8 protein-coding genes are annotated in these 17180 nt (G+C 37.7%); all 8 read left to right on the top strand.

Annotated elements, in window-relative coordinates:
* Positions 1 to 1355: 1355 nt before the first annotated feature.
* The 8 genes from OM074_RS07095 (at position 1356) to OM074_RS07060 (ending at position 17163) form a co-directional block, all read left to right on the top strand.
* Positions 1356 to 4439, top strand: coding sequence for a SusC/RagA family TonB-linked outer membrane protein (locus OM074_RS07095; protein ID WP_301198759.1), 3084 nt, complete (start codon positions 1356 to 1358; stop codon positions 4437 to 4439).
* A gap of 12 nt (positions 4440 to 4451) precedes the next feature.
* Entirely contained in the window at positions 4452 to 6137 is a 1686-nt protein-coding gene (locus OM074_RS07090; protein WP_301198758.1) for a RagB/SusD family nutrient uptake outer membrane protein, read from the top strand.
* A 26-nt stretch (positions 6138 to 6163) separates the two neighbouring features.
* Positions 6164 to 7621: a DUF4859 domain-containing protein gene (locus tag OM074_RS07085; protein WP_301198757.1), complete on the top strand. Its 1458-nt coding sequence runs from the start codon at positions 6164 to 6166 to the stop codon at positions 7619 to 7621.
* Between the two features lie 10 nt (positions 7622 to 7631).
* On the top strand, positions 7632 to 9692 hold the full coding sequence (locus OM074_RS07080) for a DUF4859 domain-containing protein (protein WP_301198756.1): 2061 nt from the start codon (positions 7632 to 7634) through the stop codon (positions 9690 to 9692).
* A gap of 219 nt (positions 9693 to 9911) precedes the next feature.
* Positions 9912 to 11300, top strand: coding sequence for a DUF6055 domain-containing protein (locus tag OM074_RS07075; RefSeq protein WP_301198755.1), 1389 nt, complete (start codon positions 9912 to 9914; stop codon positions 11298 to 11300).
* Between the two features lie 72 nt (positions 11301 to 11372).
* Complete coding sequence (locus tag OM074_RS07070; protein WP_301198754.1) at positions 11373 to 13499, top strand: family 43 glycosylhydrolase; 2127 nt, start codon at positions 11373 to 11375, stop codon at positions 13497 to 13499.
* A 66-nt stretch (positions 13500 to 13565) separates the two neighbouring features.
* A complete protein-coding gene (locus OM074_RS07065; protein WP_301198753.1) occupies positions 13566 to 15965 on the top strand; it encodes a glycoside hydrolase family 127 protein in 2400 nt (799 codons plus the stop codon).
* A gap of 10 nt (positions 15966 to 15975) precedes the next feature.
* Entirely contained in the window at positions 15976 to 17163 is a 1188-nt protein-coding gene (locus OM074_RS07060) for a glycoside hydrolase family 27 protein (protein WP_301198752.1), read from the top strand.
* Positions 17164 to 17180 lie beyond the last annotated feature (17 nt).

The raw sequence follows: 17180 nt of genomic DNA, 5'->3' as shown, positions 1-17180 counted from the left end.
CTTTTGTAAGATACTGAATATCAAGGTTTTAAACAAGAAAATCACATACTTAATTTGATGATTTTCAATTGTTTATAGTTTTGTCATGTACTAAAGTGTTTTGCTTAAAAATATAGCCTTTCCTATCATTTTTTCATGAACTATCATAAATAAAAACAGGCGTACCTGTTAAATAAAACCACTTATTTGTAAAAAAGAATCGTAAACGGGAAAAATAACGCCGTTTTCGGTAAAAAAAGAACCGCTTTTCTATAAATTTTATTCAAAATCGGTTCTTTTTTATAGGAATTCTGCTAAATAAAATAGCATGTTGTATAAAATTTATAGCGTATAGAATAGAAAGTATAAAATAAGAGCAAAACAATAAGCAAATCCTGTAAAAAATATAGAAAGGCCGCTCTTTTTTATAAGAAAGCCATTCTTTTTTATAGTGAAGTGGAGTTATTTTATAGGAAAGTGGAGTATTTTTATGATTCAAATCTAAATAGTTCTTGCAACAAAACCAGATTTTATCCCAACCCGTACTCTCCAACTTCCAAAAGGGAGAGCTTCAACCCCCGCAGTGCGACCATAAATTTCCTACCTATACATCACGGTAATCAATCTTCCCCTATCAGGGGGAAGTACCATGCTAAAAGCATGGGGAAGGGGGTAAATTTGTGCTAATACAATAACTAGAATATTACCATGTTTATCTCACTCCAATCCTCATAAAACTCCTCAATTTCTTTTATAATAATATCGGGATGTTCTAAGTTTATTTCTATAATATTTTAATTTGGGCCGGTTTATTATTTCATAAAGCCAATAGTTGTTTTTGGTAATATAGACAAGATGTTATGAATAAAACCCCCTTCCCCCCATCTTTGATGTGGTACTTCCCCCTTTCAGGGGAAGATTGATTCCCGTATTGCACAATATTCAGCCAGCACAATCCCTCTTTCCAACATCCAAACCCTATTTACTTCCCCGTTACCTTCCTCATTAAACTATCCTCTCGTTTATGGCCTTTACTCGCCCAAAAAGTATCGCGGAAAATACATTTGTGCGCTTGTACATATGTTCAAAAACGCGTACAAATGTCCATTTTATAGGATAAAAGGCCTGTTAGGATGGTGTTTTAATGATTTGTAAATTGTAGGTAATGAAATATTTAAGCTTTGTTAACATATGGTGTGTAGGCGAAAAATGAGCAATTGAGAATATTCTGATTCAAACATAAGGTTATTGTAGCGGAAACAGGGCGTGTACACAGGTGTTCGAATTTAAAAAACATATGTGTAAGCCGCCGAGGAGAATAATTGTCAATTTTGAAACAACTCTGGAACACATCTAATATTTAAATTAAAATTTTTATGAAAGAGAAGAGAATTTGCTTATTAAAAGGTCTTAGTTATTTCCGGGCTAGGATGATAATGGTTGCTTTTCTATTTTTTGCCTCAACAATGATGTGGGCTCAAAATATTGAAGTAAAAGGAAAAGTTGCAGATGATACAGGCGAATCATTGCCGGGCGTTTCTGTTGTTGTTAAAGGTACTACAAATGGTACAATAACAGATATTGATGGTAATTTTGCTATTACAACTGAAGCAGGCAATGTTTTGGTTATATCATTTGTTGGTTATGCAAATCAAGAGATTGTAGTTACGGCACAAACTTCAGTAATGGATATAGTGTTACAACCTGATGTGATTGGTTTGGATGAAGTTGTGGCCATTGGATATGGAACACAAAGAAAAGGCGATATTACCAGTGCGGTAGCCAGTGTAAAGGCTGAGGATTTTTCTGTAGGTAAAATTGGTGATGCTGCAGAATTGGTTAAAGGTAAAATTGCTGGTTTAAGTATTACTAAGTCGTCAGGAGACCCTAACGAGAATTCAAGTATCATGTTACGTGGTATCACTACAATTAAGGGTAGTGTGGAGCCTTTGATTTTGGTAGATGGTATTGAGGGGTCTTTAACTACTGTGGCTCCAGAAAATGTGGCTTCTATTGATGTGTTGAAAGATGCTTCTGCAGCAGCTATTTATGGTACAAGGGGTGCCAATGGGGTTATCTTGATTACAACAAAATCAGGTAAGCGTGGTTCAAAAACAAGTGCTACCTATTCGAGCTATGCTTCTATATCAGAATGGTACAAAACATCTGATTTTATGAATACCAATGATGTAATTTACGGACGTACTCAATTTAACTATGATGGTTATGATACAGATTGGTTAGAAGCTATTACCCGTAAGGCTGGTTATACTCAAAATCACTCATTAAGCTTAGAGGGAGGATCAGAAAACTCTACTTACGCTGCAAACATTACTTATTCTGACGAAGAAGGAATTATGCGCAAGAGTGATAGAGAAAACATCAAAGGGCAATTGGATTTTAGTCAATATGCATTAAATGATATCATTAAGTTTAATGTTAATGTACTTTACAGCACTCATAAGCATACCAATAACAACAACAAATATGCTTACCGCCAGGCTGTAATCCGCAACCCTTCGTCGCCTATTTACAACGAGGATGGAACTTACTATGAAGAATATAGTAAATTCCAGTATTATAACCCTGTTGCAATTCAAAATGAACTTATAGGTGATACCAGAACTAAACATGCCCGTATAACAGGTAATATGACAGTGGAGCCTATTAAGGGATGGAAAACAAATTTGATGATTTCCAGAAAGGAAACAGAAACTACTTCACAAAACTATTACAGTAGTGGGTATCTAGGAAATAAAAAGGCTAGTGAAGATTCAGAAACTAGTACACAAACAACCGTAAGGGGGTCTGCTTCTAAAGGGTCTTATTTAGATCGCAGTGATAACCTTGAGCTGACGTCTAAATATGATTTTACAGTGGGTAAAAATCGTATTAATGCTTTAGTGGGTTATAGTTACTTGTATAATAGCTATGATGGTTTTACCGCAGGAAACTCAAATTTCCCGTCAGAATCATACCTATACAATAACTTAAACCAGGGAACTTACTTAACTGATGAGGACCATGTTGCAAGTATGAGTTCTTATCAGAATGATAACAAGTTGATTGGTTTCTTTGGTCGTGCAAGTTATAGCTACGACAACCGTATCAATGCAATGGTTAGTGTTAGGCGTGAAGGTTCTTCTAAGTTTGGTGATAAGCATAAATGGGGTACTTTCCCTTCTGCATCTTTGGGATGGACACTTAGCAACGAAGAATTTATGCAAAATTTTGCATGGCTATCTAACTTGAAATTACGTGCAGGTTATGGTGTTACTGGTGTAATTCCAAATGATCCATATGTGTCTTTGAATAGATATGATTATGACACCTGGGGTAAACACTTAAGTAAAGATGGTGATTGGACTCCTTCATTAAAAGTAGATCAAAACCCAAATCCTGATTTGAGATGGGAAAAAACAAGTGAGGTAAACATCGGTATGGATTGGGCTGTATTAAATTCCCGTGTAAGTGGTAGCATTGATGTTTATAGTAAGAAGACTGTAGATTTGTTATATGATTATGCAGTACCTGTACCTCCAATGTTGTATGATATTACTACTGCCAATGTTGGAGAGATGAGCAATAAGGGTATCGAAGTAATGATTAATGCTGTCCCTGTAAAATCATCAGATTTTGAGTGGAGTACTACATTAACCATGTCTCATAACGAGAATGAACTATTAAGCCTGTCGAATGACTTATACCAAACAGATAACTTTGTTGAAGTTGGTGGAGTGAGCGATCCTATTTCAGTACCTACTCACGCAATGGAAGTAGGACATAGATTGGGAGACTTCTGGGGATTACGTTCTGTTGGAGTTAGTAAAGATGGTTTTGTATTGGTTCAGGTAAAAGATGATAATGGTAACTGGACTGTTAAAGAGTTTGAAACAAAATATAACGACGAAAAAAATCGTCAGCGTTTAGGAAATGGTCTGCCTCAGATTTATGCAGGATGGAATAATACCTTGCGTTATAAAGGATTTGATTTGAATCTGCAATTTACAGGACAGTTCGGGTTTAAAATTTTAAATGTTCAGAGAAGTTTTTACGAGAACAACTCTATTGCCTATAACCGTTTAAGTTCAGCTGCTGATCAATATCCTGCAGTAGAACCAGGAGGTGCTGCTGTAATCGATCCAGAAACAGGAAAGCAAAAAATGGTAGCCTTAGCTAACTCAATGACTCAAGGTGTTTGGAGCGATCACATTGAAGATGGTGATTTTGTAAAACTTACAAACGCAACATTGGGTTATACCATACCTACAAAGGGAAAATTAGGTGAGTACATCAATAAACTTCGAGTGTATGTTTCCGGACAAAACCTTTTCTGTATTACAGGTTATTCAGGTCTTGATCCTGAGGTTTCCAATTACTTTTTGGCACCAGGTATTGATGATCGTGATAAGTATCCTACTGTTCGTTCATATACAGTTGGTCTTTCTGTTAACTTTTAAATTTGGAGAATAATGAAAATTACAAAATATATAAACTTTAGTATAGTCTTAGGCTTTTTGTTGACGATTGGTGCGTGTACTGATCTGGAAGAGACTGTTTACGATAAACTTACTGATGAAACGATAGATGTAACCGATCCAACCGTAGTAGGATCTATGATGGGTGAGGTATATGCACAGTTTCGTTTCTTGTACTGGGGATGGAATGGATACTTTGATGTGATGGAAGAGTGTAGTGATACATATATGACTCCTAAACGTGTTGGTATTGGATGGGGAGACTTATATATTAACATGCACAAGCATGACTGGATCTCAACTCAAGGCCATTTAGCCGGCTTATGGCATTATGCCTATTTAGGTATTGGTTATGCCAATAAATGTTTGGATGTATTACCTGAAACAGGATCTGATCAGGCTGAAATGCGTTTTATGAGAGCCTTGAATTATTACATATTGCTTGATGCATTCCGTAATGTTCCTTTGATCACAACACAGGATTTTGAAGCAGGTTATTTGCCGGAACAGGTAACTGCTAAGGAAATCTATGAGTTTTGTGTAACAGAATTGAACGCCATTAAAGATGAGTTAGGTACAGAAAAGTATCATGGTTATCCTAACAGATATGGTGCCTGCATGGTATTGTCAAAACTTTATTTGAACTACAATGCTTACTTCGAAACTAATGACAATACATATTACGAAAAAGCATTGGCTGAAGTAGAAGAAGTAATTACAGAAGGAGGCTATTCATTAGCTCCAAATTATTTGGATAACTTTAAAGCGGATATTTCTACTTCACCTGAAGTTATTTTTGCAATTCCATTAGATAAAAAGAATGCATCGCACAATTACTTGGTTAATAAGTGTTTGGTTGGTGCCGGTGCTGCAGCTTACGGATATGATGGTTCTCCATGGAATGGAAGTTGTGCAATCCCTCAATTTATCGAAAGTTATGAAGAAGGCGACAATAGGTTAGCTTATACCTGGGCTGGTGGTGTGCAGTTAACTGCAACTGAAGATGCTTCAGGAGAGGTTATTCCTCAATCAGGTGACCCTATTTCTTTTACTACTGATGACTGGGCAGGTCAGGGAGTATTAAACTACTCTGTAAATGTTCACTCAATTGATAATCCTGGAGCGTACCAGCAAGAAGGTTACCGTTTTGTGAAAAGTGAGATTGTAGCCGGAGACGGTGGTACTTATGGTAACGATGTGGCATTTTTCCGTTTGGCTGATGCTATGTTTATTAAAGCGGAGTGTTTATTACGCTTAGGAAGAGATGAGCAGGTTGCTGCAGATTTAATTACCGAAGTAAGAAGCCGTTCTTTCGATTCAGCTGCTGAAGCTCAACGTACAGTTGCAGATTTAACTGGAGGTAGTGTTTACGATTATGGTCACAGAGAGTATACCAGCGAAGGTTTTAACAACTGGGAAACTTATGTATTTACTATCGAAGGTGGTGGTGATATTGAGTTAGGTGGTTTATTGGATGACCTTGCATGGGAGTTTGTTGGTGAACACCACCGCAGACAAGATTTAGTGCGTTTTAAAATGGCAGATGGAAGAAGCGTGTTTAACGGAAAATCATGGTTCTGTAAAGATGCTACAACTGAATCTCACTGGAACTATTTCCCTATACCTAAAGATGCTTTAGATACCAATATTTCATTGGTTCAAAACGAAGGGTATAACTAACATTTTGTAACGAAAGGATGATACGTATGAAAAATTTTCAATTATATATTGTTTTAGCTGCGCTATTTGCAGGTTTATTTAGCTGTGGCGATAATGAAGATTTCAGTGCTTTGCATGTGCTAACAGACGCTGAAATTGCAGAAATGCATCGTCAGGATTCAATTGCCGAAGCAGAGAGAAACAGGATTAATGCAGATTTACTTTTAGAATATAGCATAGATGCTACCACAAGTGATGTATCGTGGGATGCAGGTATGGTTACAGTTGAAATGGACAAAATAGCTGAGCTGTTTGGTCTTACTGAGGCTGAAGTTTTAGCAGGTATTGCCGGAGAAAGTGGTGCTCCTGAAATTAAGTGTTTTGCGATTGACTGGACAACTCGTGCCGATTATGCAAACGCCTCTACAACCAATGCTCCATGGGGGCACTGGTGGGGTCCTGAAGGAGATGTTACCTCTTGGGGTGATGAGATAAATGTTCCTACTGTATTTTGTGAATTCGATTATGAGGCTGGTGAGTTTTTTGTGGGTCAATTACCCGGAAACCTTGAGCCAGGAACTATTAAAGTAATCGAAGCTCTAAAATATAATGAGTTACGTGTAGCTGTTGTGATCACAATTAATGCTTCTGCACCAGGACAATTAGTAGCTGATGTGGTTAGTACATTGGATTTGTCAATTGATGTTACTGCATTAAGTTCATATGATGGAGGAGAGATCCAATTTGACCTGGATCAGGCTTTAACTGATTTAGGTGTTAGCTCTATTGATGAAGTTAAGTTTATTGGTGTAAACGAAGATGGTTCATACAATCAGGAACCAGTTACCAACAACGGATTCTGGTACGATATGAATGGTTATGTAGGTAGCTATGGCGATGATGCAAGTGTATTTACAGAATACTATATTGATAATCCGGGAGTAATTGTAATAGGTCAATTCCCTGATCACCTTGCAGGCGATGAAGTATACAATATTAAATACGGTTTGTTTGCTAACGATAAGATTGTGATGTTTAATATTGCTGTAAATATTTTAGGTTATCAAGATCCGGAAACAGCTCCGGCTGGTGATCCTGCAGATGCTACATTAGATGTTGCGTTAACACAGGCATACAACAATACTTATGCAAGAACTACTTTAGATGTAAAAGAAACATTGCGTAATGCATTTAAAATGACTACTTATCAAATCCATAAAGCAATTGGATCTGGTGAACTTAAACTATACCAGGGTGCAACAAGCGATACGGATCCTGCATATACTTCAGATGTTCCGGGATACTGGCTTAAGGCTGATGGAACAGTGGGTGAATGGTCAGAAGGCGTTGTGTATTGTTGTCTTGGACATAGCGAAACAGAGCTTTATATCTATGCAGGAAACCATCCTGATAATGCAGCTTCTGGAAATACTGTGACTACTACATATATTGCTACATTAAATGGTGCAGCAGTTACTTTCAACATTACTTATACTATAGAATAAGTATTATTTTATGAAAAATTTGAATTGTGAATTAAAACAAAAGTCGGCTTTTGCCGGCTTTTGCTTATATTTTTTGCCAATACTATTTGTTTTGGCTTTGGGTGTTTTACCCTCTTGTGAAACAGATGGAGATGTTCCTGAAGTAGTGATACCGGATCCTGATGCTAAGGATACAACTGATGTTGTGGAACCTAAGGATACGGTGTTGGTTCTGGAAGAATCAGATGTTGCTGACCTGGACAAATTTTATAAACCGGCAGAGCATAAAAATGTAGATTTCTTTAGAAGTGACAGTAAATGGAACTTTGTTAGAAGTAAGCAGTCAGATCACTTTATTGTATTTTGGGAAGAAGGTTTTGGTGAAAACCCAAATTCAAGCGATGTTCCTGCAGAATACAGAGTAGATATTGATGACCTGTTAACCAAGGCAGAAAGTTTCTTTGATATCAATATCAATCAGTTAAAGTTTGCTCAGCTTGGTGCAGGAACTTCAAATGTAGACAAGTATAAATTGCAGATTTATCTTTTTTATACTCAGGAATGGATGGCCTATGGTGGTGGCTATGATGATCTTATCGGTGCATTATGGATTAACCCATCTACAGTTCATCCTGTTGGTTCAACCATTGCTCACGAAATTGGACATAGTTTTCAATACCAGACATATGCCGACTTATTAGCCTATGGTGGTATCTCTAATGATTTCAACAGAGGTTATAGGTATGGTTATGGTGGTAATGGCGGTAATGCTTTTTGGGAGCAATGTGCACAATGGCAGTCCTTCCAAAGTTATCCTATGGAAGCTTTTACTTCATATAACTATAGTGTACATATGGATAACTATCACCGCCATTTTTGTCATGAATGGCAGCGTTATGCTAGTTATTGGTTGCATTATTATTGGGCAGAGAAACGTGGCCTGGATGTTATAGGGAAACTATGGCGCGAATGCGAAGGACCTGAAGATCCTATTGAAACCTATATGAGGATAAATGGTTTGGACGTTAGTCAAATGAATGATGAGTTGTATGATGCCTATGCACATTTGGTAACATGGGATGTGGAAGCAATTCGTAGTAATGGGTCAGATTTTATAGGAGATTACTCATATAAACTTTACCAGTTAGAAGACGGAAGCTACCAGGTTGCATATAGCAAATGTCCGGGTACTACAGGATTTAATGTAATTCCGCTTAATGTTCCCGATGCCGGTTCTGTTGTAACTACATCCTTTAGAGGTTTAACCCCTGGTTCAGCCCTGGCTGCTGATGATCCGGGTTCGTATACCGATGAGGAAAAAGTTATGACTACAAGAAACTACAATAGTAGTTCACTTACAAGGGCAGGATGGCGTTATGGTTACGTTGCCTTATTAAATGATGGTACACGTGTGTATGGAGATATGAATAAATCCACTTCAGCAGATGTTGAATTTACAGTTCCTGAAGGATGTAAAAAACTATGGTTTGTGGTTTCCGGAGCTCCATCGTCATATACATCTCACCCTTGGGATGAAATAGAAAGCAATGATGATCAATGGCCATATAAGGTTTCGTTTACCAATACCGATTTGTTGGGTAATTTAACTATCGATCCTAATGCCACACCTGAAAATCTAACGTTGACATATGATATTTCATTTGCTGCAGCAGACGATTATTCAGGTGCTGTAGTCAATTTATATGACAATGGTGATATAAATGATGTTGCTGAGGCCTTGGTTATGCAACCATCTGCAATAGCAGGAATCATGTTGGCTGCCAAAGAAACACCTCAGGAAGGTAAAATTGCCTTTGCAGCTGAAGAGTCAGGTGGTAATATTAACTATGAAACAACAGCCAATGGTTATGGTTTTTGGTTCGATAGCAACGGTGATGCAATAGGCTGGGGAGGTGATAATGACAGTAAGCTATTCTCAGAATTCTCCAGCAGTAATTTTGAGTTTAATATAGGTCAGTATCCTGGAAAAAGTAGCGCAGGTGATAAATACACAATAAAAGAAGCTTTTGTTTATACAAAAGACGGAGAACAGTATCAAATCACATTTGTGTTCAATGTTACTTTGCAATAATTCTCTAATCTTAAGGTTGTCAGTTTTTGGCAACCTTAAGGTTTTTTATATAGGATAGGAGATTATGTCTTCTACCACTTGCATAAATGTTCATATCTGTTTATTAACGATTCGTATAAGCTTTTTGAACATTTGTTATGATCTAAAAGAGATTGAAAATACAATTTTACAGTGAGATTTAATTTTTGAAACATAGGTAAGGATAGTAAAAATAATTGTATGAAACTTAGTGCTTTTTCGATAGTATTGTTCTTTTTAATGAGTATTCATAGTGCTGGTTTTTCTCAGTCAATGGAAACTCCTGTTAAAAAAGAAGCTGATAGGAAAATATATATTCCACAGGAATTTAAAGAATCAGGTTTTGATGATCCCAACAATAAATGGAGCTATAAACGAAGCAAACAATCAGACCATTTCATAGCCTTCTGGGAGGCAGGTTATGGTGAAAACAATCCAAACTCCAACGATATACCGGAAGAATACCGTGTAGATATAGATGATATGTTGCTTAAAGCTGAAGAGTTTTATGCTTTAAATATCAATAAGCTTCAGTTTGCAAATGTGGGTTCAGGAAAATCTAACCTGGATAAATATAAAATGATTATCATGCTTCATTATACTACCGAATGGATGGCCTTTGGTGCCGGGTATGATGATGTGATTGGTGCACTTTGGGTGAGTCCAAGTACATGTAAACCGGTGGGAAGTGTTATCGCTCATGAAATAGGGCATTCGTTCCAATACCAGGTTTATGCCGATTTGTTGGCAAATGGGGATGTAAAGGAAGATTTTACTAGAGGCTTTAGATACGGTTTCGGAGGTAATGGAGGTAATGGCTTTTGGGAACAAACAGCACAGTGGCAAGCCATGCAATGTTATCCTGATGATATTTTCAATAAAAGAGATCTTGATACGTATATCAAAAACTGCCACCGTCATGTATGTCATGAAGATTACCGTTACTCAAGTTATTTTATTCATTATTACTGGATTGAAAAACATGGGGTTGACTTTATAGGAAAACTATGGCGCAGTGCTCAAAAACCGGAAGATCCTTTTCAGGCATATATGCGAATTACAGATATTTCTGCACCTCAGTTAAATGATGAAATTTATGAGGCAGCATCTAAAATGGTGACCTGGGATATAGATGGATTGCGAGAAGGAGGAAAAGAAAATATTGGAAAGTACAAGAGTAATACTGACTTGTTAGAAGATGGCACTTATCAGGTTGAATACAATAGTTGCCCGGGAACAACAGGTTTTAATGCATTGGAATTAGAGGTGCCGGGAGCAGGAAAAAAGATTACAGCCTATTTTAAAGGGATTGTAAATGCAGACGGTTACAATACAGTTGAAGACACAGCCAGGGCAGGATGGCGTTATGGTTATGTGGCGCTTTTAGAAAATGGTAAAAGGGTATACAGTAAAATGAATGCAGCCACTCAGGGTGCTGTTACATTTAAAGTGCCAAAGAAATGTAGCCAGTTATGGTTTGTAGTAACTGGTGCTCCAAAAACCTATGCTCCACATCCCTGGGATGAAGATGAAAGTAATGATGACCAATGGCCATATCAGGTAAAGTTTGATAATACAACATTACTCTAGCCAAAACTAATATATAGAGTGTAGTTATTTAGTATTGGGTGAAACTATAATTAGGCGATTAAAGATTTTAGAATGAAGAGAGTATTATATATAGCTTGGATAATTTTAGTAATATTTGGGTGTACTGAAGGTAAGCAGGAAATTGCCGTTCAAACAAACAGTAATCCGTTGCTGCCCGGATATTTTGCAGATCCTACCATTAAAAAGTTTGGTGATACCTATTATATATATTCAACAACAGATGGAGTTAAACTGGCATCGGGACAGCCAACAGTTTGGTTAAGCAAAGACCTTGATAATTGGTTTAACTATGAGTTGGATATAGATTTACCGGAAGGTTTAACCAATTGCTGGGCTCCGGATGTAGTAAAAGGACAAGATGGCAGGTACTATTACTATATGGGTAACTGTCAGTTTGGATGTAACATATATGGTTATGTTTCAGATAATCCCATAGGTCCCTGGAAAGCTTTAAACGAAGGAAAACCAGTGGTTCCTGTAGGAACCGGTACTGAAAATCTGCCGGCTCTGGATGCACAGTTTTTAAGTTGTAGCGATGGAAGTCTTTATACCTATTTTGGCACTTGGTGTCACGTGTTTAAAGGATTGGGATGGGCAAAAATAGATCCATCAGATATGCACACTATTTTGGATGAGGGCTATATTCCCAATGAACAGCTTCCTGAATTATTTGAAGCGGTATATCCTATTGAACGAAATGGGAAATATATACTAATGTATTCGGCAGGGGATTGTAGACTAAGTTCGTATGCAGTGCATTATGCCTATGCCGATTCTCCTACAGGCCCTTATAAATACGGACAGAACAACCCAATACTCAAAACCAATGAGGATATGACGGTGGATTCTCCAGGGCATCATTCATTAATTGAGATTGATGGAAAAACATATATCCTGTACCACAGGCACGATAACCCACATAGTTCAGGTGGGGAGTTCCGTCAGGTTTGTATGGATGAGATGGTGTTTGCTAACGATACTACCATTTTAAAGATAGTGCCAACCCACACAGGGGTTAAGAGGTTTAAAACCAAATTAAAGAATATTGCATTAGGAGCAGGCACAGAGGCCTCTTCTGAGTATCACCTAAAGTCAAAAGCTTCTGTTTTTACACAAAAGCCGGTCGACTATATTTATAGTTCGCAAAATGCAACAGATGATGATAATGGTACCTTATGGAAGGCTGAAAATTGTAGTATGCCACAGTCTATCATCATTGATTTGGGAACGAAACAGTCATTTAAAAGAATATTAACACAATTCGAGTATAGCACTTTTTATTATCAATATAAGATAGAAACATCTAACGATAAGAACAGCTGGGAATTATATGCAGATAAAACAAAGAATGAAACTGCTGGTAGTCCGATGATTGATGATAAAGAGGTTGCAGCAAGGTATATTAAAGTAACTGTTACAGGTACTGAAAAATCCGGGATGTTAGCTGCAATATGGAATGTTAAAGTGTACAATACGCTATTTGATATTCCTGAATATAATAATCAGCCTGTTAAAGTAAACGATTACAAACAACCTAGTAATGCGCTGGAGGTTCTTTTCGATGCGAAGGATTTGCCTGCAGGAACAGTAAACAATTCAATTGTTAATGAAGGGGATTTGCAGGGAGAGTTTATTCCGGTCGGAAACCCTAAGGTTAAAAAGATAGGTAAGCATAAGGCCTTGTATTTAGATGGTAAGAGTTATCTGGAATTATCAAAAAATGCACCTGATAACTTTAACTGGAATGCTCCTTTTACAGTTGCTGCATGGATCTATCCTACAGAGGAAACCATTGGACAATGTATTTTGTCGTGGAACAGCCGTGATAATATGTTGCAGGGGTCATATGCCTCAGTAATGTATGGCAAAGGTAATTTTGGGGCTGTTGCCCATGGTGATGGATCTGTGGATATGCCTTTTGTTACAGTGCCACCTCTAAAAGAGTGGACTCAAATAGCAGTAACCTTCGATGGAATGAAGGAATGTATTTATGTGAATGGCGAGTTAGACAATGAGATGCCTCTTAACCTGTTTGTTGAAGCTGATAAAGTGAAAATTGGGTCATCGGGTTTCGATCCTGAAAATTTTAAAGGGTTTATCAGGGAAGCAAGGTTGTATAATAAGGCAATGAATAAGAGTGAAATAGAAAACCTGTATAAAGAAGGATCAGTTCAGTAGAAAGTCCGCTTAATAATATATTCAGGTTAAATGTATGGGGTAATGATTAATAGAAAAAATGTACTTATGAAAGTAAGAATTTGCACAATATTGTTATCTGGAATATTGCTTATTTCAGGATGTAAAAATAATAAGGTAGAGCCTGTTACTATAGAGCAGGTACCATTTACCAATGTTCATCTTAACGATTCGTTCTGGGCACCAAAAATAGAAGTGAACAGAACAGTTTCTATTCCTTCGGCATTTAAAAAGTCGGAAGAAACAGGGCGTATGGATAATTTTGCAGCAGCTGGTGGAATCATAGATAAAGAACATCAAGGTGATTTTCCGTTTGATGATACAGATGTATATAAGATTTTGGAAGGTGCCTCATATGCTTTGGCTGTGAAACCGGATACCGAATTGGATCAATATCTGGATAGCTTGATTTATTTAATTGGTGAGGCTCAGGAAGATGATGGGTACCTTTTTACCTGTATTACCAATAAATGTGACCGTTTAAAGGGATGGTACGGTGAAGGTAGATGGGATCGTTTGAATAGCCACGAATTGTATAATTGCGGTCACCTATACGAAGCAGCCGTAGCGCATTACCAGGCAACAGGAAAAACCAGTTTGTTAAATATTGCTGTTAAAAATGCTGATTTAATATACAAAGTGTTTGGTCCTAACGAAGGACAAAAGCACGTGCCTTCTGGTCACCCGATTATTGAAATGGCATTGGTTAAGTTATATCATGCTACCGGTGATAAAAAATATCTGGATCTGGCTCATTATTTTATTGATGAAACCGGAAAGGGTACAGATGGTCATGAGTTGAGCGAATACAGTCAGGATCATATGCCTGTGGTTGATCAGGAAGAAGCTGTAGGGCATGCCGTTCGTTTAGGTTATCTGTATTCAGGAATAACCGATGTGGCTTCTCTGTTGCACGATGAAGAGTTAATGAAGGCAAGCAAAAGAGTTTGGGAAAATATTGTATCTAAAAAGCTATATATTACCGGAGGTATAGGGCAAAGAGCTCAGGGTGAAGGATTTGGTCCGAATTATGAGCTTAATAATATGACTTCTTATTGTGAAACATGTGCTTCTATATCAAATGTTTACTGGAACTACCGATTGTTTTTGCATGAAGGTGCTGCCAAATATTATGATGTATTAGAAAGGACATTATATAATGGGTTGATTTCGGGTGTATCGTTAAGCGGCGATCGTTTTTTCTATGATAATCCGTTGGAATCTGATCATAATCACGATAGGGCACCCTGGTTTGGCTGTGCTTGTTGTCCGGGAAATGTTACCCGCTTTATGGCCTCTGTACCAGGATATGTATATGCAAAAGCAAAAGATGCCGTATATGTAAATTTATTTGCCGGAGGAACAGCTTCTATACCAATGGGTAACGACACTCTGAATTTAACTCAAAATACTACCTACCCATGGAGCGGTAAAATTAAGTTGAGTGTACAAAGCAATGTTAAAAAGGACTTTAAAATTAAAATCCGTATTCCTGGATGGGTTAAAAACAATGTATTACCATCCGATTTATATCACTTTGTTAACCAGCATGATTCTACTTATACAATTAAAGTAAACCGTAAGGAAGTAGAAATTGTAGAAGAAAATGGTTATGCCGTACTATCGGGTAATTGGAAAAGCGGTGACGAAATTGACATTGAGCTGCCTATGGAAACCCGTAAAATTGTAGCTCATGATAAGGTGCTTTATGATAAAGATAAAATGGCTTTCCAAAGAGGTCCTGTAGTATATTGTTTTGAAGATAAGGATAATAGTAACGAAAGTGTTTTCGATAAATATGTACATCAGGATGTTGATGTAAAAGCAAAATTTGAGGAAGATTTACTGGGTGGCGTAGTAACGTTGAGCATGACGGGAAATAAAAAAATAAAAGGTAATAATGTTGATGATGATGCCGTTATGCTTAAGGCAATTCCCTATTTCGCCTGGAATAACCGTGGAACTGCCAGTATGAAGATTTGGACACCAATTACTTCTGAGGCGGCCACGGTTAAAAACACCACCGATATATCTGCAAAAGCAGAGGTTGCTGCTTCTACCGGTTGGGCACCTGGACTTAACGATGGATTCGATCCTGAAAATTCAGGGGATATCGACAAGTCATATTTTTATTGGTGGCTTAAAGATGGTTCAGAAGAATGGGTTGAATACAGCTTCAAAAAACCAGTAACCGTATCTTCATCTTCAGTTTACTGGTTGCACCTCGACCATTATGATGTTAACTACCGTGTTCCTGAGTCTTATAAATTATCCTATAAAAACAATAAGGGCGAGTGGGTTGAAGTAAAAAACCACTCCGAATATGAATCAAAATTGAATCAATATAACAAGGTTTCTTTTAGTCCGGTGAAAACAAAAGCCATCAGGTTAAGTGCAAAAATACAGAAAGGTTTTTCTGCCGGTATTTTGGAATGGAAACTAAATTAAGGTGAAAAAGATGAAGTACTTTATAACAACATTAATTGCCCTTTTAACCTCGGTTTCAATATGGAGCCAAGGCGGTGATTCACTTGCTTTAACGCCGCCTATGGGATGGAACAGCTGGAATAAGTTTGGCTGTAACGTTAGCGAAACCATGATAAAGGATATGGTTGATGCCATGGTGGAAAGTGGTATGAGGGATGCCGGTTATGAATATGTGGTAATTGATGATTGCTGGCAAGTGGGGCGCGACTCATTAGGTAATATTATTCCTGATCCCGAGCGTTTCCCTTCCGGGATGAGTGCTTTAGCTGATTATATACATGCACAGGGATTAAAGTTTGGTATTTATTCCTGTGCAGGATCAAAAACCTGCCAGGACAGGCCTGGTAGCAGGGGGTATCAGTTTCAGGATGCCCGCACTTATGCTTCATGGGGTGTTGACTATCTGAAGTATGACTGGTGTTATGATGAAGGTCAGGATGCCCATGCAGCCTATAAAACCATGAGTGATGCATTAAAAGAGTGTGGAAGGCCTATTGTTTTTTCTATTTGTGAATGGGGTGAAAGTGAGCCCTGGAAATGGGGAAAAGAGGTAGGTCATTTATGGAGAACAACTGCTGATATCAGGGATTGTTACCAGTGTACTTTTGATTGGGGTGGTTTAGGTGTGTTGGATATTATTGATAAGCAAGTGGATTTATGGAAATATGCCGGACCCGGACATTGGAACGACCCGGATATGCTTGAGGTTGGTAACGGGGGCATGACCGTAGATGAGTATAAAACACATTTCTCGATGTGGGCTATGATGGCAGCTCCGCTTATGGCAGGAAACGACATCAGGGAAATGGATGCATCAACAAAGGAGATACTGACCAATAATGATGTTATAGGAGTCAACCAGGATGTTAAGGGGGAGCAAGCCCGTAAGTTTATGGATATGGGCGAATATGAAATTTGGGCCAAACCCCTGAGTAATGGCGAAGTGGCCGTTTGTTTTTTAAACAGGTCAAATTTTGAATGGAATCTTGATTACGACTGGAGCAAACAAACCATGTATTTTGTAAAAGATGTGAGTATTCGTAAAAACGTTTATAAGGTATATGATTTATGGGAGCACAAGGAAGTTGGGAAAACTAATGAGAAATTAAAGAAAACGATACCTCCGCATGGAGTTTTAATGGTGCGATTGCATTTATAAGATAACAATCCGGATAT

It is taken from the genome of Plebeiibacterium marinum (genome assembly GCF_026013615.1).
Taxonomy (GTDB): Bacteria; Bacteroidota; Bacteroidia; order Bacteroidales; family Marinilabiliaceae; genus Saccharicrinis; species Saccharicrinis marinus_A.
Note: the sequence above shows the minus strand (reverse complement) of the source record. Positions and strands in the feature narration are given on the sequence as shown.

What these genes read in the sequence shown, in the direction of transcription:
- OM074_RS07095 (WP_301198759.1), top strand. Translation starts at nt 1,356, where the DNA reads ATGAAAGAGAAGAGAATTTGCTTATTAAAAGGTCTTAGTTATTTCCGG.
- OM074_RS07090 (WP_301198758.1), top strand. Translation starts at nt 4,452, where the DNA reads ATGAAAATTACAAAATATATAAACTTTAGTATAGTCTTAGGCTTTTTG.
- OM074_RS07085 (WP_301198757.1), top strand. Translation starts at nt 6,164, where the DNA reads ATGAAAAATTTTCAATTATATATTGTTTTAGCTGCGCTATTTGCAGGT.
- OM074_RS07080 (WP_301198756.1), top strand. Translation starts at nt 7,632, where the DNA reads ATGAAAAATTTGAATTGTGAATTAAAACAAAAGTCGGCTTTTGCCGGC.
- OM074_RS07075 (WP_301198755.1), top strand. Translation starts at nt 9,912, where the DNA reads ATGAAACTTAGTGCTTTTTCGATAGTATTGTTCTTTTTAATGAGTATT.
- OM074_RS07070 (WP_301198754.1), top strand. Translation starts at nt 11,373, where the DNA reads ATGAAGAGAGTATTATATATAGCTTGGATAATTTTAGTAATATTTGGG.
- OM074_RS07065 (WP_301198753.1), top strand. Translation starts at nt 13,566, where the DNA reads ATGAAAGTAAGAATTTGCACAATATTGTTATCTGGAATATTGCTTATT.
- OM074_RS07060 (WP_301198752.1), top strand. Translation starts at nt 15,976, where the DNA reads ATGAAGTACTTTATAACAACATTAATTGCCCTTTTAACCTCGGTTTCA.